Origin of the sequence: Synechocystis sp. FACHB-383, from assembly GCF_014698605.1 — a bacterium.
Lineage (GTDB): Bacteria > Cyanobacteriota > Cyanobacteriia > Cyanobacteriales > Microcystaceae > Synechocystis > Synechocystis salina.
The window spans coordinates 95,787-114,919 of sequence record NZ_JACJTJ010000040.1 but is presented as its reverse complement, the minus strand read 5'-3'; the positions used below and the strand labels follow the sequence as shown (position 1 = coordinate 114,919).

At 49.6% G+C, this 19,133-nt stretch carries 19 protein-coding genes; 11 read left to right on the top strand and 8 right to left on the bottom strand.

Features of this window, described 5'->3' with window-relative positions; translation table 11 throughout:
- The first annotated feature begins 351 nt into the window (after positions 1-351).
- Entirely contained in the window at positions 352-708 is a 357-nt protein-coding gene (locus H6G45_RS11585; RefSeq protein WP_010871376.1) for an iron-sulfur cluster assembly accessory protein, read from the top strand.
- 85 nt (positions 709-793) lie between these two features.
- Here the strand turns inward: H6G45_RS11585 and H6G45_RS11580 are convergent, their stop codons facing one another.
- The 4 genes from H6G45_RS11580 to H6G45_RS11565 all read right to left on the bottom strand — a co-directional run bounded on the left by H6G45_RS11580 (position 794) and on the right by H6G45_RS11565 (position 5,746).
- Complete coding sequence (locus H6G45_RS11580; RefSeq protein ID WP_190598585.1) at positions 794-1,783, bottom strand: DMT family transporter; 990 nt, start codon at positions 1,781-1,783, stop codon at positions 794-796.
- Between the two features lie 43 nt (positions 1,784-1,826).
- Positions 1,827-2,495: an HAS-barrel domain-containing protein gene (locus tag H6G45_RS11575; protein WP_190598584.1), complete on the bottom strand. Its 669-nt coding sequence runs from the start codon at positions 2,493-2,495 to the stop codon at positions 1,827-1,829.
- A gap of 129 nt (positions 2,496-2,624) precedes the next feature.
- Positions 2,625-3,407 carry an ABC transporter ATP-binding protein gene (locus tag H6G45_RS11570; protein WP_190598583.1) on the bottom strand — a complete coding sequence of 261 codons (783 nt, stop codon included), beginning with the start codon at positions 3,405-3,407 and terminating at the stop codon, positions 2,625-2,627.
- Between the two features lie 47 nt (positions 3,408-3,454).
- Positions 3,455-5,746, bottom strand: coding sequence for a mechanosensitive ion channel family protein (locus H6G45_RS11565; protein WP_242018146.1), 2,292 nt, complete (start codon positions 5,744-5,746; stop codon positions 3,455-3,457).
- A gap of 235 nt (positions 5,747-5,981) precedes the next feature.
- Here H6G45_RS11565 and folK point away from each other — a divergent pair, with 235 nt between their 5' ends.
- The gene (gene folK, locus H6G45_RS11560) at positions 5,982-6,569 is read left to right on the top strand and encodes a 2-amino-4-hydroxy-6-hydroxymethyldihydropteridine diphosphokinase (RefSeq protein WP_190598581.1); all 588 of its coding nucleotides are present in this window, start codon (positions 5,982-5,984) and stop codon (positions 6,567-6,569) included.
- 60 nt (positions 6,570-6,629) lie between these two features.
- On the opposite strand, the gene H6G45_RS11555 is transcribed toward folK, so the two are convergent.
- From H6G45_RS11555 to uvrB, 3 genes are all read right to left on the bottom strand, one after another.
- Positions 6,630-7,028 (bottom strand): PIN domain nuclease, encoded by a 399-nt coding sequence (locus H6G45_RS11555; protein WP_190598580.1) that lies wholly within the window; start codon positions 7,026-7,028, stop codon positions 6,630-6,632.
- Complete coding sequence (locus tag H6G45_RS11550; RefSeq protein WP_190598579.1) at positions 7,015-7,227, bottom strand: type II toxin-antitoxin system VapB family antitoxin; 213 nt, start codon at positions 7,225-7,227, stop codon at positions 7,015-7,017. The genes H6G45_RS11555 and H6G45_RS11550 overlap by 14 nt, the downstream gene beginning before the upstream one ends.
- 149 nt (positions 7,228-7,376) lie before the next feature.
- Positions 7,377-9,386: an excinuclease ABC subunit UvrB gene (gene uvrB, locus H6G45_RS11545; protein WP_190598578.1), complete on the bottom strand. Its 2,010-nt coding sequence runs from the start codon at positions 9,384-9,386 to the stop codon at positions 7,377-7,379.
- A 191-nt stretch (positions 9,387-9,577) separates the two neighbouring features.
- Between uvrB and H6G45_RS11540 the strand changes: the two genes are divergently transcribed.
- Positions 9,578-9,988 carry a hypothetical protein gene (locus H6G45_RS11540; RefSeq protein WP_190598577.1) on the top strand — a complete coding sequence of 137 codons (411 nt, stop codon included), beginning with the start codon at positions 9,578-9,580 and terminating at the stop codon, positions 9,986-9,988.
- A gap of 163 nt (positions 9,989-10,151) precedes the next feature.
- On the opposite strand, the gene H6G45_RS11535 is transcribed toward H6G45_RS11540, so the two are convergent.
- The gene (locus tag H6G45_RS11535) at positions 10,152-10,271 is read right to left on the bottom strand and encodes a photosystem II reaction center X protein (protein ID WP_190598576.1); all 120 of its coding nucleotides are present in this window, start codon (positions 10,269-10,271) and stop codon (positions 10,152-10,154) included.
- 116 nt (positions 10,272-10,387) lie between these two features.
- Here H6G45_RS11535 and purN point away from each other — a divergent pair, with 116 nt between their 5' ends.
- The 8 genes from purN (at position 10,388) to murJ (ending at position 19,077) form a co-directional block, all read left to right on the top strand.
- Positions 10,388-11,041: a phosphoribosylglycinamide formyltransferase gene (gene purN, locus H6G45_RS11530; RefSeq protein ID WP_190598575.1), complete on the top strand. Its 654-nt coding sequence runs from the start codon at positions 10,388-10,390 to the stop codon at positions 11,039-11,041.
- Positions 11,038-11,760: a PD-(D/E)XK nuclease family protein gene (locus H6G45_RS11525; protein ID WP_190598574.1), complete on the top strand. Its 723-nt coding sequence runs from the start codon at positions 11,038-11,040 to the stop codon at positions 11,758-11,760. The genes purN and H6G45_RS11525 overlap by 4 nt, the downstream gene beginning before the upstream one ends.
- 10 nt (positions 11,761-11,770) lie before the next feature.
- Positions 11,771-13,270: an AAA family ATPase gene (locus H6G45_RS11520; RefSeq protein WP_190598573.1), complete on the top strand. Its 1,500-nt coding sequence runs from the start codon at positions 11,771-11,773 to the stop codon at positions 13,268-13,270.
- A 109-nt stretch (positions 13,271-13,379) separates the two neighbouring features.
- Positions 13,380-14,051: a class I SAM-dependent methyltransferase gene (locus H6G45_RS11515; protein ID WP_242018145.1), complete on the top strand. Its 672-nt coding sequence runs from the start codon at positions 13,380-13,382 to the stop codon at positions 14,049-14,051.
- Between the two features lie 102 nt (positions 14,052-14,153).
- The gene (locus H6G45_RS11510; RefSeq protein WP_199309718.1) at positions 14,154-14,558 is read left to right on the top strand and encodes a CAAD domain-containing protein; all 405 of its coding nucleotides are present in this window, start codon (positions 14,154-14,156) and stop codon (positions 14,556-14,558) included.
- A 195-nt stretch (positions 14,559-14,753) separates the two neighbouring features.
- Positions 14,754-16,769: a DICT sensory domain-containing protein gene (locus H6G45_RS11505; protein ID WP_190598571.1), complete on the top strand. Its 2,016-nt coding sequence runs from the start codon at positions 14,754-14,756 to the stop codon at positions 16,767-16,769.
- 100 nt (positions 16,770-16,869) lie between these two features.
- A complete protein-coding gene (locus H6G45_RS11500; protein WP_190598570.1) occupies positions 16,870-17,373 on the top strand; it encodes a PAS domain-containing protein in 504 nt (167 codons plus the stop codon).
- 102 nt (positions 17,374-17,475) lie between these two features.
- Complete coding sequence (murJ, locus tag H6G45_RS11495; RefSeq protein WP_190598569.1) at positions 17,476-19,077, top strand: murein biosynthesis integral membrane protein MurJ; 1,602 nt, start codon at positions 17,476-17,478, stop codon at positions 19,075-19,077.
- Positions 19,078-19,133 lie beyond the last annotated feature (56 nt).

Genomic DNA, 19,133 nt, shown 5'->3' with positions numbered 1-19,133 from the left:
TTGTTGCCATAGGGGAATTACCACAGACAGCCTCCCCCGTTCTCGCTAAGATGGAAAGGAAACTGTTTGTGTATTTTTGCCAAAATTAGCAAGACTAAATTTTCTTTGTCCCGCTGCCAATCTAGGTTAGCCACTGTGCCCCAGGCATAGCCAATGGAATTCTCCTGACTCGGCAATGGCTGAAAAGCAGTTCCGACTCGATAAACTAAGCCAAAGTAACCGATATTACCAAAGCTTTAGCGTTGGGAATTCCTACGGGCACTGCAAATTTTTCCGACGGCATCTTGTAACTTTAGATTTTCAATTTCTTTTAATTTTCCCCTAAATTTTCCATAGGAGTAACGCATTATCATGAGCCAAGCCACCGCCACCCAAGCCAAAGGCATTCAACTTTCCGATGCGGCCCTCAAACACCTCCTGGCCCTGAAAGAACAACAGGGCAAAGATCTTTGTTTACGGGTGGGGGTACGCCAAGGGGGTTGTTCTGGCATGTCCTACATGATGGATTTTGAAGAACCAAACCGGGCAACGGAACATGATGAAGTGTTTGACTATGAAGGTTTTCAGATTATCTGCGACCGGAAAAGTTTGCTATATCTCTATGGCTTGATGCTGGACTACAGCAATGCTCTCATCGGTGGAGGCTTCCAGTTTACCAATCCTAACGCCAATCAAACCTGTGGTTGTGGTAAATCCTTTGGGGTTTAAACTTTGATTCTAGTTTGGGCCATTCAACAGAAATAACACTAGGAAAAATCAGGGCGGGAGTAGCGTCTCCTGCTCTTTTTTGTGGCTATTTTAAGGCATTTTTCTCCGTACTAGGACTAATTTTTTCGTAATTAAGTAAAGCAATGCTGAAAGTAACGAGACACACCCCTAGAATTTGGATATTGGTGAGGCTTTCTTGAATAGCCAATCCCGCCAGCACCACCGTTAAAGCCGGATTAGTTGCCCCAATAATGGCCGCTCGACTGGCACCGATTAAATGGATGCCCCAGTTATTCAGAACATGGCCCGCTAAGGTGAATAAAGCCGACAACAGGGAGCCAATGGCAATGGCTAACCAGGGTAAATTACCTTCGTTGGGATGCCAAATGATTAAGCACAGTATGGAAAGAATCAGGGTGGTGGCAAAACTGATCCAGGTAAAGGGGACTGGATGGAGTCGTTGAAAGCTCCTTTGGGCAAATACCGTATAGCCAGCATAGACAATGCCGGAAGCAATGCCAGTGCCGATGCCTATGGCCAATGTTTGTTGCTCCCCACCGTAGCCATAGGGAATGGTTAAAAATGTGCCTATTAACGTTAAACCAATCACTAGCCAGCGCAATAAACTGGGCACATCGTTGAATAGTCGCCACGCCAATAACGCTGTAAAGATCGGGTAAGTAAAAAATAGGGTGATGGCGATGCCGGTGGGAATGTAGCTGATGGAAATGTAGAGCAAAACTAGGTAGAGAAACATTAAAAATCCACAGCCCAGGGCCTCCCAAATTATTGAGCGATGGGAAGCCTGTTTCAGTTGATTAATTTCCCGCCAGGTATTGCCATAGAGACGTTGGGAAATCAGGGCCATGAGCGGTACTACCCAAAGCATTCTCAGCAATAGAAGGAGAAAAGAATGGCTCAGGGTCGGAGTGACAAAACCACCCACTTGCCAAATACCTAAAATATTTTGCTGGGAATATAAAATTCGGACAATGACGTTATGAAAACAAAAGAAAATGGCGGCAAGGAGGACTATTAATAGTCCCGTCAGATTGACATTAGATAAAATTCGCATAATTGTTTGATGCCGCTACTCTGCAATGGAACCACCGCCGTCCTTAAAAATGGACTTGACCAAGGATATGGCGCAGGCGATCGTAGTCATCTTTGAGGAGCAAACTGAGGTGACGGCCAACGCTTACTAGCCAGGCCCGATCGCCTTGGCGGAGTAGATAAATTTCCCTCAGAGCAGCCGCAATCAGGGCATCAACGGGGGCATCGGTAATTTGCAAAAGAATACGTAGAAAATCTGGAGAATCGGTAAACTGTATCACTTCTTGGCGATCGCACTGGAACACTGCCTGGTGAATTTGGGGCGGGCGGGGCGGTAAATAGTGAAATATCCTACCGGGACGGGGGCCACGGCCATTAGGGCCGGTCTCTTGACTCTGAAAACCCACGATCGCCGCTTGAAATTCTGTGGTCAACATGGCAAAAATTTGGGGCTGTTGTTCCCGCAGTTCCCCCAAGGAAAGACCAAGGGCCCTGGCTCGATGAATGGAGTCGATGGGCATGGTGGTGGCGTAACTAACCACCGCAAAAATGGTATTGCCCGAATCTTCATCTGTGGCTTTCACCCAGCTACCAAAGGCGGGCATGATAGGAAAGGTTAATTCCTCCGGTTCCAAACATTGGGCTAAAAAACCGGTGGTGCTGGTTTCAATTACCTCAGCAATATGGTGGGGATGGCGTTCATCAAGGCTAAATTGGACTGATGGCGATGGCATAAAACTGATAAAATCAAGGGCAAATCAATGGACTTTTAGGGTATTAATTTAAAATTCATCAAACCTCCCTCAAAACTGATTTGAATTTAACTACATTAAGCTCAAATCACAACTTAATTAAAACAATAATCAACTAATCGGACCGTCGATGCTACCGGAGAAAAATTGCTTCAATAAAGGATGATCAGATTGGTAGGCGTCCGCTGTAGAACCATCCCACTGAATTTTGCCATCGTAAAGAAAGATAATCCGGTCTGTGGTGTGTTCAATGGTGCTGAATTGGTGGGTAACAATTAGATAACAACAACAAACATGATCCTGGCTGAGGAGATGGCGAATTAGACTCTCGATTCTGGTGGATGCCACTGGGTCTAGCCCCGCGGTGGGTTCATCGTAAAGCAAAATGTTTTTATATTGCTGATGTTGTTCAGGATTAATGACGATCGCCCGGGCCAAACTGACCCGTTTACGCATGCCGCCGGACAACTCTGCCGGAAATCGATCGCCAATACCTGGCAGGCCCACCAACTCCAAATTCTCTTCCACAATGGCCCTAATTTCTCTCGGGCGCAGGTCTGAATCTCGGTAGAGGGTGAAACCAACATTTTCCGCCACAGTGAGGGAGTCAAACAGGGCCGACTGCTGAAACACTAAACCCACCCCTAAAGCTTTTTCCCCTTCTTCAATGGAACGTTGACGGCGGTGGCCATGGACAACGACCTCGCCACTGTCGGGGGTGAGCAAGCCGGCCACAATGCGCAAAATAGTTGATTTGCCCGTCCCCGATGGTCCAATTACCCCCACCGCTTCCCCTGGATAAATTTTTAGGTCCACATCGTCGAGGATAACTTTAGGGCCAAAGCTCTGGCTCACACCACGCAATTCGATAATGGGTTGGACGGTGTCACTCATTGGCTTTGGGGAGGAAGGACAGTGGCCTATGTCGGCCAGTCTAAGGGCTAATTATATTCCTGGGGAAAATTCGGCCCCAAGGCGATCGCCTTAGTGGAGCCATCGGTTTTACCGTTGCTGTTATTACTTTTTTGACCCTGATGATGATACACAATCCTCTGCTGGGGAGCCCCCAGAGCAATACCAGCCAACTCAAAAGCCTTTTTCATTCTGAGGCGAAATTCCCTGCCCACGGGCCAATGTTGTCCTGCTTGGGTTTTAATCCACACCTGGAGCCGAATCCCCTTAGAAGCAATGTCATCCACCCCCAAAATGGCCGCCGGTTCCAAAATTTTCTCTTGCCAGAGTGGATCTTCCCGCATTTGTTCAGAAACAACCCGAATTAAATTAAGGGCTTTATCCACATTACTGGACTGGTCAATTTCCACAATAAATTCCGCCCTGGACCAATCCTTAGTCAAATTTTGGACTACGGAAATTTTACCGTTGGGAATGGTGCTCAAACGGCCCTCGGGGCCCCGCAACTGGGTGATGTAAATATTCATATTCTCCACCAGACCAAAAACATCGCCAATTTGCACCACGTCACCGATGGCATAGCGGTCTGTCCAAAGAATGAGGGTGCCATTGAGCATATCTTCCACCACGTTGCGCCCCAGAAAAGCTAGCACAAAGGCAACGCCGCCAAAACTAGCTAACACCAAAGGGTTAATGCCAAATAGCGCAATGGTGCCCAGGATGCCGAAAATAGTCAGCAGTGCCGAAATTCCTCCCTTGATCGCTGGGGAATAGGTCATGACCCTGAGGGTGTAACGGTTAGATTGTTCGTTATAGGATTGCTGTTCTTTAGCCCAATTATTGAGAAAGCCGTCAACAAAAATACCGCACACTTTATCGATTAAAGTCACCCCGATCCAAAGCAGGGGAAAATACATGGCTTGGCCAATAAACAACAAGGTAAAGGGTCGGGTAGAGGGAAAAACATAAACGATAAATGCTCCCACAATAAAAATGCAGGAAATCTGCAGCCATAATAAAGTCCAACACATTAATAGGGCAAAGTTACGACGTTGTTTGAGTAGGGTTTGCCGCCGTAAATTTAAGCTGGCTAAATCGCCGATGTTTTGCCAAGCATGGTTAACCCGATGTTTAAATTGGTTGGCGAGGGGCATATACCCAGGAAAACTGTCCTCCTTAGATGGCACCCTATGGCCATTCTCCTCCTCTTCCCCTTGGCGATCGGGGTTGGCTTCTGGGGAATCTGACGCTTCTTGGCTAGCTAAGCGCAATGATTCAGCACTTTCTACTTCAATGTCTTTAGTGATGGACTGGGCTAAAATTTTTAACTCTTGGCGTAGATAGCGGTCTCGACGGTAGAAAAAAGACCGAATTAAACCCATAACGGCGACGATCGCCAAGGCCACCACCATAAAGGCACCACTGATGTAATAACGGTCCCAAGGATGTTGACGATCCAGTTCGTGGCCCCATAAAGCCTTATCAAAACTACTTTGTATTTTGTCGCGCCATTCATGGGCCAATAAATTGATGGGCTTACCATTAATAATTTCGTCAGCTTGGTTGACCGTAACAATGGTTTGCTGCGCTAGGCCCAGGGCTGGCTGACTCGGTACAAAAATTACTGTCTCATTGTTCTGAATGCCCACTTCCACGTTGGGGGTGAGGGGATGGATTTCGTCGGCGTCCACACTGGCTAAATTAGGCGCTGGGGAAGAAATAATTCGGATAGCACTCTGGGGAGCGTTACGGAAAGAAGTGGTAGGGGTTCTCCGCTCAACTGAACTGTTTTCTTGGTTGTCTTCCTTAGTTTCGGGTGTGGCATTGGTGGAGCCTGGGGGGCTAGGAGGGGGCGGGGCCGTTTCCCCCCAATTACCAGGGCTAGAGTGATAACCAAAGCGAGATTGCCTCAGATCAAAAACCTTGGAACGAAGAAATTGCACGTTCTTCTCAGGAATTTCCACTGTATTCAAGCCAGTTAACCGAGAATAAATGGAATTAAAAATTGATTCCACTTGCTTAGCCCGATTTTCGATCGCCTGGGCAGCTGCTTGGGAACTTTCCTCTGGGTTAGGAATTAACCCCACGGTGAAGGTGACTTGGGAACTGCCCCGCAAAAACACATCACTGCACCAGAGCCGGCCACAACGTCTTGCTTTATTGGTATCCCACCAGGGAGTAGTGGAGGCACTCTGACTGCTATCGGTTCCCCCCGCAGAAAAAACTATTTGCGCTGTAGCAGGGGGAATGATCACCGTTAGGGTGAAGGCCAGGAGACAAATCAGAATCAGACGCTTGACAGTGGCAAGTCGGTAACCCATAGGCATGGTCGGAGTTTTGTAAAGTTTTTGCAATAATTCACCGCCATCTTAGCAGTGAGTACGTTTTAAGAATGGTTGATGTAGACCATTGTTGTTTCCCAAGTTGACGATGGAAGTAACAATCCGTTCAAACTCTGCGACAAACCAGGCAAATCCATCGAATTGTCAATGGGGTCTGAGGGCTTGGGGTTAAAAGTTTTTGGTAGGATGGAATAGCTTATCTGTCCCTATCTATATGGCTCTCGCTTCCCCTACAGATTTTCCGCAACCACGCCATGGGGCAGTGGTGGGTTTGGGGGGTAACATCGGCCCAGTGCTGGATAATCTCCAAGGAGCGATCGCCGAATTGGCTTCAGTGGCGGGCATTGAAGTGGAGCGCTGTTCTAGTTGGTACCGCAGCCAAGCCTTTGGACCGCCGCAACCGGATTATATCAATGGCTGTGTGACCTTACAGGTCAGTCTATCTCCCCCGGAGTTGTTGCAAATTTTGCTGACCATTGAACAAAAATTTGGCCGCATTCGTTTGGAAAAATGGGGGCCCCGCACTCTGGATTTGGATTTAATTTTCTACGGCGATCGCCAACTGGATCAGGCCAAGCTGACCATTCCCCATCCTCAAATGCAGTTTAGACCGTTTGTGCTAGTGCCCCTAGCAGAAATTGCGCCGGACTGGGTTGATCCCCGGTCAGGAAAAACCATCACCCAATTAGTTGGGCAGGTGGATTGCACCACGGTTTGGCCCGTTGCTCCAGGGCCAGAATTAGGAGGGAGAATGGAATCAGATCAAATTTTGACTCCAAGCGTTATGGCGCTTCATAAATAAAACCAAATATAGTTACGAAAATAGGAGATTTTGGCAGAAACTGATCGCCTGACAAAAAGTTCAAAGCTGAAACGGGAAGTGTTGGAGTAAACGCACCTGGGCAATCGTCTCAAAATCACGATCATTGTGAACCAACAGTAAATTATTCTCCAATGCAACTTGAGCGATACAGCAATCAATTGGACTGCGGACCGTTAGCCCCTGACGACGCAAATCATAGAAAATCCGCGCTGCTTTTTGCCAGGAACCATTTGTCAGTTCCACATAGTCCTGAGTTTCAAGATAGGTGGAAAGCAGCATCCACTCTTTTTCATTCAAACTCCCCTGCAGCATCTCAAGCTGAGTGAAACGTGCTAGAAAAACATCACGATCGTCAATTAATGTTTCGAGTTTTTGGCGGACTTGACCTGTACGGTCCCGAAAGACGCTGATCCAAACAGAAGTATCAATCAGCAGCATAGCGAGTGTCCCGCAGATCTTTGTGGTCGAAATCCTCAGCAAACTGAATTTGCCCTGCAAGGTCAAACAGGTTTTTCTTACGGCGTGATCGCACAAATTCTTCTAGGGCAAGATTAAGCAGTTCTTCCTTAGTCGAAAGATGAGTGAGTTGAAAAGCCTTGTTAAGGAGGGAGTCGTCGAGGTTAATAGTGATTTGCATAAGGTAATCGTGCAACTCGTTTATTTCAAGGGAATTGGCAGTAAATTATAGCCGAATGCTTATAGACCAATCATTGCTAAAAGGGAAAAAAATTTTGGGGATCGCTGTGTCCAAAGCATTGATGCCATCAAGAGTTGAGCGGTGACAATTTAACTTTTGTGACCCAAAAGGCGATCTCGTAAATGTTGGATGCGGTCTCGGTAGGTGGCGGCCACTTCAAACTCCTGTTTTTTAGCTGCTTCCTGCATTTTTTCTTCCAATTGTTGAATTAAATCGGGGATTTTTTCTAGGGGTAAATCCTGGGCCTGTTCATACACCTCTTCCAACTGTTGGCTATTTAAACGGCGGGAAATATCCAGGAATTGCAAAATGGCATTGTTGGCCCGCTTATTAATGGGTTGGGGGGTAATGCCATGCTTTTCATTATATTCTTGCTGAATTTTTCTCCTCCTTTCCGTTTCGGAGATCGCCTTTTGCATACTATCGGTGAAATTATCGGCGTATAAAATCGCTTGCCCGCGAATGTGACGGGCCGCCCGGCCAATGGTTTGAATCAAAGATCGTTCTGCCCGCAAAAAGCCTTCCTTGTCCGCATCCATGATGGCTACCAGGGAAACTTCCGGCAAATCTAACCCTTCCCGCAGCAAATTTACCCCAATTAACACATCAAATTCTCCGTCCCGCAAACCTTGTAAAATTTCAATCCGTTGGATAGATTGAATCTCGGAATGGAGATATTGGACTTTGATGCCCCGCTCGGAAAAATATTCCGTTAAATCCTCTGCCATCCGTTTAGTTAAGGTGGTGATTAATACCCGTTCCTTCAGAGATACCCTGGTTTGAATTTCGCCATATAAATCATCCACTTGTCCGGTGGTGGGACGGACAAAAATTTCCGGATCGAGAACCCCAGTGGGACGAATTACCTGCTCAATTACCCTGGCTTCTGATTGTTCTATTTCCCAAACTCCTGGGGTAGCAGAGACAAACACACATTGTTTAACTTTTTGCCAAAATTCCTCTGCTTTTAAGGGGCGATTATCCGCCGCACTGGGCAGGCGAAAACCATGGTCGATTAAGACTTTTTTTCGGGCTTGATCCCCGTTATACATACCCCGCAGTTGGGGAATGGTCACATGGGATTCATCAATTACTAACAGCCAATCTTCGGGAAAATAGTCCACTAAGCATTCCGGTGGTTCCCCCGCCTGGCGATCGGCTAAATAACGGGAATAGTTTTCTACTCCGTTGCAATAGCCCACTTCCCGCAACATTTCCAGGTCATAGCGAGTGCGTTGACTAAGCCGTTGCGCTTCCACTAAAAGATTATTTTTTTCTAGAAAAGCTACCTGTTGCTCCATTTCCGTTTGGATTTGCTGACAGGCTTTTTCTAGTGTTTCTTCTGGGGTCACAAAGTGACGGGCGGGATAAATACTAATTCGGTCTAAACTTTGCAAAATTTCGCCGCTGACGGGATCAATTAACCGTAGGGCTTCCACTTCATCACCAAAAAATTCAATGCGAATCACCCGGTCTTCATAGGCTGGCACAATTTCCAACACATCTCCTTTGAGGCGAAATCGTCCCCGCTGTAGCTCCATATCGTTGCGGCTATATTGCACATTGACTAAGTCCCGAATCACTAAACGGGGGTCATATTCTGCGCCTACTTGGAGGGGAACGGCCGCCTTCAGATATTGACTAGGAATACCTAAACCGTAAATACAACTGATGGAGGCCACCACAATGACGTCCCGCCGTTCAAACAGGGAGCGGGTGGCCGAGTGGCGCAACATATCAATTTCATCGTTGATGGAGGCGGTTTTTTCAATGTAGGTATCCGTGACGGGAATGTAGGCTTCCGGCTGGTAATAGTCGTAGTAACTAATAAAGTATTCCACCGCATTTTCGGGAAAAAATTGCCGTAGCTCGTTACATAGCTGGGCTGCCAAAGTTTTATTGTGGGCCAGTACTAGTGTCGGTCTGCCCAATTCCGCAATCACCGAGGCCATGGTGAAGGTCTTCCCTGTGCCCGTTGCCCCCAGCAGGGTCTGGAACTTGTGTTGTTCCTGCAAAGAATCAAGCAAACTGGCGATCGCCGTGGGTTGATCCCCGGTGGGACGAAAGGGTGCGTGGAGGGAAAACAGGTCAGAAGTCATAGCGGCAAAGGGGCTATAGTCTGGGATAATGGGGCCGATTAAAGATATCTATCTTGGCTGGCCATTCAGCGGTGTATCTTTGAAAACAAGCAGAGTAATGCTAACAAAACACGGTGGGTGGCCTGTCTGTCTCGCACACTGGTTTATTGTTGATCGATTAATCGAATATTTATATTAAGGAGATAAACAGCATGACTGAGGAACAGCAGGGGCCCAACACCACCCCCAGCGAAGAAACCACCAGCAAAGCCAGCACCACCAATCGGGGTCGTCGTCCCAGAGCCGGTTCCAGCAAGGATGAGTCCGCCCTGGTTAAACCCAAACATATCGGTGGTCTTGACCTACTGCCTACCCCCAAGGGCATGCCCACTAATCGCCCCATTGAAGCCAGCAAGATCCATGTGGTAAGTACCTACGGCTCCATGGGAGCCACCAGACCTGTGGGGGCCAGCACCATGGAAGTGAGCAGTACCATGACCGTTTCCGGTAACCGTCCCATTGCCCTGAGCCATCTCCACATCAGCGAAATCACCGCTGGCAATCGCCCGGTAGCTTCCAACGAGATTGATGATCCCAACACCCTGATGGGTTACCTAGATTAATTTTCCGGTGGGAATTTTTGCTTTGTTCCCTTGCCCTGAGCTTAAACCTAGGCGATCGCCACGGGTACAACGGACCAACATAAATCTACTAAAAATGAGCCTCCAGCTTCGGAAACTATGGCCGACTGGAGGTTTTCACTATCTAATTTCTCCCGGGAAGAACCTAGGAGCGGCTGATTTTGTCTTTTTGGCTGATGAAAATTAACCCAATGGTGGCGGGGATCAGTACAATGGCAGCACCCAACACCAGGCTCCAGAGAAAGTTTGCTAAAGAAGGGGTCATATCGCGTTAACCTCATTTTATAAAGACATCGCTCCCCATTCTATCGCCATCGGATGTCAAAGTTAGCCCGTTGAGGGCAGGATTGCTCCGGGGCCCAAGCCCCTGATTTTTAACCTATGTCGGCTATGTCAGATCTGTCGGATAACTTGAGTTTCATTTCCCCCCCCATTGCTTTAGAAGATATTCCCCAACCCCGCTGTTTATCCCTGGGGGTGATGGCCTCCGGCAGTGGCAGTAATTTTGCGGCGATCGCCAGGGCCATTAAGGAGGGGAATTTAAATGGGGAAGTGAAGCTGGTGATTTATAACAACCCCGATGCTGGCGTCAAACAACGGGCCATGGACCATGGAGTGCCCCACCGATTACTCAACCATCGGGACTACGCCAGTCGAGAAGCATTGGATCAAGACATTGTGGAGCATTTTCGCCAAGCAGGGGTGGAATGGGTCATCATGGCCGGTTGGATGCGGATTGTCACCCCAGTATTATTGGATGCTTTTAGTCGGCGGGTGTTGAATATTCACCCTAGTTTATTGCCCAGTTTTCGGGGCGTGCGGGCTGTGGAACAGGCCTTGGCAGCGGGGGTAAAAGTGAGTGGTTGCACAGTGCATTACGCCGAAGCAACGGTGGACAGTGGTCCCATTGTGGCCCAAGCCGTGGTGCCGATTTTGCCCCATGATACGGGGGAGACTCTCCATCAACGTATTCAAGTCCAAGAACATCGTCTTTTTCCCCTGGCGATCGCCCTTGCCGCCCAGCCAAGCCCATGACTGCTCCCTATTTTTCCCTCAGCCAAGGTCACCTGCAACTGTTGAGTATTTGCCCGCCCCAATTTCAACGGCGCTATTGGGAACAGTTGGGCAGTTTACTGGAACCCCAGCGCCAAGCCAAAACGGAATGGGGACAAAATTTCCACCAACTGGTTCAACAATGGACTTTGGGTTTACCCCTGGAAACTTTAGCGACCCCCAACCTCGACCCCCAGGAAGTGAATCTATTAGGTTCCCTGAAAAATTTAATTGCCACAGTGCCAGCGCTCCACCTACCCCCCAGCCAAAGGCAAGCGGAGCATCAACGCACCTTAGCCAGGGACGATGTTTTATTGACGGTGGTCTATGACTTGTTGGTGCTCACCCCAGAGCAGGGGCAGATTTTTGATTGGAAAACCTATCCCCAACCTGCCAAACCGGAAAAACTGCACCACCATTGGCAGACTAAGCTTTACCTGTACGTATTAGCGGCAACGAGCGCCTATCCCCCCGAACAATTATCCATGACCTATTGGTTTGTGCAATCCCCGGACAAAATCCAGCACTATACCATCGCCTACAACGAAGCTCAGCACCGCGCCACTGAACGGGAGTTGACCGATTTGCTCCAGCAATTTCGCCAAGGATTAGCCGCTTGGCACCGACACCGTAGCCCCCTGCCCCACCGCCATAATTGCAACCGTTGTCCTTATCACGAACAGTTTTTTCCACCAGACTAGTTATTTGCCCATGACTTTTAGTGAAGAATTTGAATTGTTACTGCGGGCCTGTTACCCTCTGCTCTACATTCCCACCCAGGAAGAAGAACGACTGGAAATGGCGATCGCCACCAGTGCGGAGAAGTTGGGCAATCGCTCGGTTTACTATTGGGACTTTGTGGAGGGCTACCAGGGCAATCCCAATGGGGCCAATGTGGGGCGCCGCAATCCCCTCCAAGCCTTAGAATTTATCGAAAAATTACCCAGCAGTAGCAATGGTATTTTTGTTCTACGGGACTTTAATCGTTTTCTAGACGACGTTTCCATTTCCCGCAAATTAAGGAATCTAGCCCGTCGTCTCAAAGCTGAAGCCAAAAATCTGGTCATTGTTGCGCCCCAGATCTATATCCCCAACGAGTTGGCGGAAATTATTACGGTGGTGGACTTTCCCCTGCCCAACGGCCTCGAAATTCAAGGAGAAATCGAACGATTACTCAGTGGTTTGGGCCAGACCCTAGAGCCAGCCTTACGGGATGAGTGGAGCCGAGCAGCCCAGGGTTTATCCATGGAAAGAATCCGGCGGGTGTTGGCCCGTTGCCTCGCCGACCATGGCCAGTTAGGAGCGGACGATGTGGAATTGATGTTGGAGGAAAAACGTCAATCCATCCGCCAAACCCAAATCCTTGATTTTTATCCTGCTAGTGAACGCATCAGCGACATTGGGGGCCTGGATAATCTCAAGGATTGGTTGCTCCGGCGGGGGGGAGCCTTCAGTGAGCAGGCCCGGCGTTACGGTTTGCCCTATCCCCGGGGTTTACTGTTGGCCGGCATCCAAGGCACCGGCAAATCCCTTACCGCTAAGGCGATCGCCCACCATTGGCATCTACCCCTGTTGAGGTTGGATGTGGGGCGATTGTTTGGCGGCTTGGTGGGGGAATCGGAAGCCCGCACCCGGCAGATGATCAACCTTGCTGAAGCTTTGGCCCCCTGTGTGTTTTGGATTGACGAAATTGATAAAGCCTTTGGGGGCATGGACAGTAGGGGGGATGGAGGCACCACCAGCAGGGTGTTTGGGGCGTTTATCACCTGGCTAGCGGAAAAAACTTCCCCGGTCTTTGTGGTGGCCACCGCTAATAATGTCCAGAGTCTGCCGCCGGAACTGTTGCGGAAGGGCCGCTTTGACGAAATTTTCTTTGTGGGACTGCCCAATAAAACGGAAAGGGAGGCCATTTTCGCCGTCCATCTGCACCGTCTGCGCCCCCATAAAATGAGCGATTACGACATTCCCCGCCTGGCCTACGAAACTCCAGATTTTTCCGGCGCAGAAATTGAGCAAATTTTGGTGGAAGCTATGCACATCGGCTTTAGCCAGAATCGGGAATTCTCCACCGATGACATTCTTTCTGCCGCTAGCCAGGTGGTCCCCCTAGCTCGCACCGCCAAGGAACAAATCCAATTTTTGCAGGAGTGGGCCGCCGCCGGTAAAGCTCGTTTAGCCTCCAGGGACAGCGGTTTTCCCGCCATTAGCTGACCGTTTACCTCGTTTTCTTCCCCATGGCCAACTCCCCCAGACCCACTGAACAAACCAAACAATTTTTCAGCAATGGCAAACTTATCAGCAGTTGATTGAGCACAATTACATGGCCCATCGACAAATTCACCAGGCGGTGGGGGCCTTGATTAAGCAACAGCTCGATCGCCCGTTTGATTTGTTAGACCTTGGCTGTGGAGATGCCCAGGCGATCGCCAAAACTTTGAGGGGTAGTGAAATTAATTCCTACACGGGGGTGGATTTATCCCCCAATACCCTGGCGATCGCCCAGCAAAATTTGGCTACTTTTCCCCGCGTGGATCTCAGGGAGGCGAATTTTTTGACCTATTTAAACCAAGCAAACCCAACCCCCCCAGCTAGCTTTGACCTCATCCACGCCGGTTTTTCATTGCACCATCTGCTGTTAAAGGAAAAAGAACAATTTTTTGCCCATTGTTTTTCCCTACTACGCCCCGGGGGATATCTGCTTATCTATGACGTTTTCCGTCAGCCCCACCAAGACCGACAGCAATATCTCCAAGCCTATTTAGACCGGGCCCAAAGCCAATGGCTCGCCCTTGCCCCTGATCAAATCCAGGCGATCGCCGGCCATATAAAGGAGTGCGATTTTCCTGAATTGGTGGCTACCATGGCGGAAATTAGTCAAAAAGTAGGATTTATGCCGCACCAGGTCCTCTTTACTGAGCCTAGGGGTTTCCACCACTGCTTTGCCTTTCCCATTGGTCAAAGTGGAAAAGCCCTGGCCCAAGACGGGGTGTAAAAAGCAATTTTCCGATAATATGGGCAGAAGCTAAACAGTGTCCCAATATGGGGGGCTGTGGGCCGTAAACATTCAATCCGAATAATAAAGGACTGGTTGAAGATGGAAGAACAAAAGACAGCAACTGCTGGGGTTAAAACCGACGTAGGACCAATCACTACTCCCAATCCCAAAAATTCCCCAATCACCGACCAGGCTTGGCAGGAATGGCTACAACCGGTCTGGGAAGTGCTGGGTAAAATTCCTGAAATGACCGGGGAGTTTTTCGAGGACAACAAACAACCCCTCATTTCCCTGGGCATAATCCTGTTGGGCATTATCAGCGTCAAAATCTTGATTGCTGTGCTCGATGCCATTAATGATATTCCTTTATTGGCACCAACTTTACAGTTGATCGGCATGGGCTACACCGCTTGGTTTATCTGGCGTTACCTTTGGAAAGCCGAAAAACGCCAAGAGTTGGCTTCCGAGTTTGGTGCATTAAAGGAGCAAATTTTTGGCGGTTAGTGTCTCCAGACCACCCCAGCTTCTTTTTCCTGCCCCTGTCCTCCGGGTTTAATGTTCGGGGGATTTTTTCTGCCCTGGGTCAAAACCAACCCATCCTGACCCACCGGGGTGGGACAGTTTACGCCTCATTGCCTCGGTGGCTGGTATTCTAGGAGTTAGTTTCCCGCCATTCTTCCTCCCCTTTTTTCAGGAGCGATGAGCAACTCCCCGTCTGTCCTCACAGAGCTATTGCAGTCCTTACCGAGTCTGCGGGCCCAAACCTATTTCAAGTCTTCCCTTACGGCCCTGTCCCACGCCATGGAAGATCAGGTATTAGCGGAAAGTACAGCGGGCAATCCCCTGATTATTGCGGCTTTTCAGCGGGAAAGGTTTTATCGTCAAGAAGCCCATCGCTATCGCCGTATTGCCGATAAGAGCAACCAGGTTTATGTACTCTCCGCCCCGGAGACAGAGTTTAAGCACAGCTCCGGCATTTATGAAACCATTGCCTTTACGCCGGAGGATAGCCTCGCCCAGGAATGGCATTTAGTGGTCATTGGCGATCGTTATGCCAGTTGCTTAATTTGTCGAGAACGGCCCACCCAGGACAAATGGGACAGTAACCGCCGTTTTGAGGGGATTTGGACCTTTGATCGCCAGGTGAGCCGGGTGGCGGCCGAACTGTTGTTAAAACGGATTTTGGCCTACCGTCCAGAGTTACAAGCCAAAATTGAGGAAGCTACCCAAACCTGGCTCCAACCTTCCTGCACTGTCCCCCCCCGGGGCATTGATGATAACCCCGATCCCTTTGTGCAACGGCTAATTACCTATCTCCAGGCCGGACAGTACAAACTAATTAAAGCCAATCGCAATTTACAGGACAAAGAAGAGCGGGAAAGACTGCTTAACTCGATCACAACGGCGGTGCGACGTTCCCTCGATCCAGAGGAAATTATGCAAGTGGCAGTGGAAAAACTGGGGCAAGGCCTGGGCATTTGTCGCTGTGTAATTTACCGCTGTAGCGCTGATGATGCGGTGGCGACCATTAGCCATGAATTCCTCAGTAGCGGTGTTGGCTCCATCAAGGGTTATCCCTGGCCCCTCAAGGATAATCCCCTGTTTCAGCAGGTGGTGGCCCTCAAGGAGGCGATCGCCATTGACAACATTGACCGAGATCCAAGGTTAGGGGAAGCGGGACCCTCCACAGGAGAAGTGAAAACCCTGGTGAAAAGCTGTGCCATCCTTTCTTGGATGTTAGTGCCGATTTTTTATCGGGAAAGACTGCTGGGCATGATGGAATTCCACCACTGCGGCCCAGCCCCCACAGAATGGGAGAACGATGCCCTCACCCTAGTGGAAGGGGTGGCCACCCAGATCGGAGTAGCACTGATCCAAGCGGAATCCTATGCCAACCTCCAGGAATTGAATGAGCAATTGGCAGCCCTAGACCGCACCCGTTCTAACCTGGTGGCCATTACAGGGCACGAACTGCGGACTCCCCTTTCCACCATCCAAGTGTGTTTAGAAAGCCTGGCCACGGAACCGGATATGCCCCAGGAGTTACGGCAGGTGATGTTAAACACCGCCCTGGAAGATGCGGAGAGGATGCGTAAACTGGTGCAGGATTTCCTCACATTGTCCCAGCTAGAAAGTGGCCGGGTGGAATGGAACGCAGAGCCGATTTCCCTGGAGGAATGCGTGGAACTTTCCTTGAGCCATATCCGGGCCCACAATCGTGGCCAAGAGGTGCCCGCCATTATTAATCAGGTGAACGGAGAAACCCCCATGGTGGAGGCAGACGGGGAATGGTTAGTGGAATTGTTGACCAAACTTTTGGATAACGCCATCAAATTTACCCCCAGCAATGGTAAGATTTCCATCGCCGTTGATCGCCCGAATCCGTCCCAATTGGAAGTTACCATCACCGATACAGGGCGGGGCATTGAGCCCAACCGCCTGGAAACCGTATTTGATCGTTTTTATCAAGAAGAAGGAGCTTTACGCCGCAGTCGGGGGGGCACCGGCATTGGCCTAGCCATCTGTCGACAAATTGTCAGCGGTTGGGGGGGGGAAATTTGGGCCGCTTCCGATGGTAAAAACCATGGCACCCAGTTCCATTTCACCGTCCCCATTGTCTTGCCAGAGAACCCTGGCCCCACCGTGGAGGAAATTGTGGCCAAAAAGCGAAAAGCCGTGGCCCCTAGGGCATCTTCCCGGGGTAAAAGAAAATAAGATTTTTTCTTAAATCACCTAACTCAATTAATTCAATTTAAAAAATAACCGCACTGCCTATTCGCTATCTGCCAACGATAGTGCCGGTCTCAGTCCCAACATGGAGTTTAAAACTTTTTTCGATGCTTTTCCCCTCGGTATTTTCGTAGTCAATGCCAAGGGTAGACCAGTTTATGCCAACCTCGCCGCCATTAATCTCCTAGGAAAAGGCCTCTGGCCAGAAGCGGCGATCGACCAATTAAACGATATTTACCAAGCCTATCAAACCGGCACCAATCAACTTTATCCCCTCACCGAACAACCGTTACTCAAAGCCCTCCAAGGGGAAACCTACCAGGTGGACGACATGGAAATTCATCAGGGGGGACAAATCATTCCCTTGGAAGTCACAGGGACACCCATTTTCGATCATCAGGGTACATTGCAGTACGCCATGGCCGTGTTACGGGATCTGCGCGATCGCCAACGGAGAAATGAACAGCAGATTGCTTTGCAACAGGATTTACTGCGGCGCAACCAGGGGCTGGTGCAAGAAAATGCCACCCTAAAGCGCAAATTAGCGATGTTGGAGGCCCAGTTGAACCCAATACAGTCGGAAGCCTAGGAGTTCATGGAGCCATGGCTCTCCCCCTTTGATTGGGGAAACATTAGGCCGTGCCACCGCTCTTCCCCCATAATGGCCCCTTGATCTATTGGAATCTAGCCTGTGTCTCCGTCTGGTAAATCGTCCCGTTCCTTGGCTAATATCGCTGGCATTGTGGCGATCGCCACCTTGATCAGTAAAATTTTTGGTTTATTGCGTGAGCAGATCATCGCCGCCGCCTTTGGGGTGGGGACGGTGGTGACGGCCTACGCCTATGCCTACGTGATCCCCGGCTTTCTCTTTATCCTTCTCGGGGGCATTAATGGGCCGTTCCACAGTGCCTTGGTGAGTGTGCTAGCGAAACGGGACCGGGAAGAGGCGGCTCCCTTAGTGGAAACCGTTACCACCCTGGTTAGTGGAATATTGCTTGGGGTAACAATTATTTTGGTGCTGGGGGCGGGAATATTTATCGACCTGCTGGCACCGGGATTAGAGCCAGAAACCAGACGCATGGCGGTGCAACAGTTGCAGATTATGGCCCCCATGGCCCTACTTTCGGGGTTAATTGGCATTGGCTTCGGTACCCTGAATGCGGCGGATCAGTACTTATTGCCCAGCATTAGTCCTTTGCTTTCTAGTATTACCGTCATTGTGGGCTTAGGGGTCGCAGTCTGGCAATTGGGGGAGCAATTAAACACCGAACCTTATTGGTTGTTGGGTTCCCTCTTGCTAGCAGGGGGGACCACCGCTGGAGCTGTGTTGCAATGGTTAGCCCAGATTGTGCCCCAGGCCAAAGCAGGCATGGGGAAATTGCGGCTGAGGTTTAATTTTGCCCTGCCGGGGGTAAGGGAAGTTTTGCAGGTCATGATTCCCGCCACCCTGTCTTCGGGGATGTTGTATATCAACTTTGCCACCAACCTGTTTTTTGCTTCCTTTATTCCCAATGCGGCGGCGGCCATGCGCTATGGCAATTTTGTTGCCCTCACTCCCCTGGGCATTATTTCCAATATGATTTTGGTGCCCTTTCTGCCAGTATTTTCCCGCTTAGCTGATCCCCAGGATTGGTCAGAATTAAGGCTCCGCATCCGCCAGGGAATCATGTTAAGCGCCCTGACCATGTTTCCCCTCACAGCCATTTTAGTGGGGCTAGCCATTCCCATTGTTCAGGTCATTTATGAGCGGGGGGCCTTTGACGCAGAGGCGGCGGCAGAGGTTGCTCCGGTGTTAGCAGCCTACGGTTTAGGCATGTTTTTCTACCTTGGTCGGGATGTGTTGGTACGGGTATTTTATGCCCTGGGGGACGGGAACAGTCCTTTCAAGGTGAGTCTATTTAACATTTTCCTGAATGGTTTATTGGATTTCCTCTTCTATAAACCCTTTGGCACAGTGGGCATTGTCATGGCAACGGTGGGGGTAAATCTTTTTTCCATGGCTATCTTTATTTTGATGCTGAACCGTCGTCTAGCTGGTCTGAATCTGTGGAGCTGGCTCATTGACCTGGGCAAACTGGTTGGTGTTACGGCGATCGCCAGTGTGGCGGGTTGGCAGGGGAGTGTGCTGTGGCAGAAACTTTGGGGGGTGGATAGCTTGGTGGAGAATATCCTGGAAGTGCTGACCATGTCCAGCATTATCCTGGTGGTGTTTACTGTGGGGGTGGCCTTTGCCAAAGTCCCAGAGGCCGATTTACTAGGCGATCGCCTGTGGAAAAAATTCAAACGGGTTTAGGCAGCAAAGAAATTTTCCCAAGGGCAATGAAAGAGTTAGGTTTTTTAGCTGTTCCA

Excerpts from the sequence above, each read along its gene's own strand:
- H6G45_RS11515 (WP_242018145.1), top strand. The coding sequence starts at position 13,380 with ATGGCCCATCGACAAATTCACCAGGCGGTGGGGGCCTTGATTAAGCAA.
- H6G45_RS11570 (WP_190598583.1), bottom strand. The coding sequence starts at position 3,407 with ATGAGTGACACCGTCCAACCCATTATCGAATTGCGTGGTGTGAGCCAG.
- uvrB (WP_190598578.1), bottom strand. The coding sequence starts at position 9,386 with ATGACTTCTGACCTGTTTTCCCTCCACGCACCCTTTCGTCCCACCGGG.
- purN (WP_190598575.1), top strand. The coding sequence starts at position 10,388 with ATGTCGGCTATGTCAGATCTGTCGGATAACTTGAGTTTCATTTCCCCC.
- H6G45_RS11550 (WP_190598579.1), bottom strand. The coding sequence starts at position 7,227 with ATGCAAATCACTATTAACCTCGACGACTCCCTCCTTAACAAGGCTTTT.
- folK (WP_190598581.1), top strand. The coding sequence starts at position 5,982 with ATGGCTCTCGCTTCCCCTACAGATTTTCCGCAACCACGCCATGGGGCA.
- H6G45_RS11535 (WP_190598576.1), bottom strand. The coding sequence starts at position 10,271 with ATGACCCCTTCTTTAGCAAACTTTCTCTGGAGCCTGGTGTTGGGTGCT.
- H6G45_RS11580 (WP_190598585.1), bottom strand. The coding sequence starts at position 1,783 with ATGCGAATTTTATCTAATGTCAATCTGACGGGACTATTAATAGTCCTC.
- H6G45_RS11540 (WP_190598577.1), top strand. The coding sequence starts at position 9,578 with ATGACTGAGGAACAGCAGGGGCCCAACACCACCCCCAGCGAAGAAACC.
- H6G45_RS11525 (WP_190598574.1), top strand. The coding sequence starts at position 11,038 with ATGACTGCTCCCTATTTTTCCCTCAGCCAAGGTCACCTGCAACTGTTG.
- H6G45_RS11505 (WP_190598571.1), top strand. The coding sequence starts at position 14,754 with ATGAGCAACTCCCCGTCTGTCCTCACAGAGCTATTGCAGTCCTTACCG.
- H6G45_RS11555 (WP_190598580.1), bottom strand. The coding sequence starts at position 7,028 with ATGCTGCTGATTGATACTTCTGTTTGGATCAGCGTCTTTCGGGACCGT.
- H6G45_RS11575 (WP_190598584.1), bottom strand. The coding sequence starts at position 2,495 with ATGCCATCGCCATCAGTCCAATTTAGCCTTGATGAACGCCATCCCCAC.
- H6G45_RS11510 (WP_199309718.1), top strand. The coding sequence starts at position 14,154 with ATGGAAGAACAAAAGACAGCAACTGCTGGGGTTAAAACCGACGTAGGA.
- H6G45_RS11520 (WP_190598573.1), top strand. The coding sequence starts at position 11,771 with ATGACTTTTAGTGAAGAATTTGAATTGTTACTGCGGGCCTGTTACCCT.
- H6G45_RS11565 (WP_242018146.1), bottom strand. The coding sequence starts at position 5,746 with ATGGGTTACCGACTTGCCACTGTCAAGCGTCTGATTCTGATTTGTCTC.
- H6G45_RS11585 (WP_010871376.1), top strand. The coding sequence starts at position 352 with ATGAGCCAAGCCACCGCCACCCAAGCCAAAGGCATTCAACTTTCCGAT.
- H6G45_RS11500 (WP_190598570.1), top strand. The coding sequence starts at position 16,870 with ATGGAGTTTAAAACTTTTTTCGATGCTTTTCCCCTCGGTATTTTCGTA.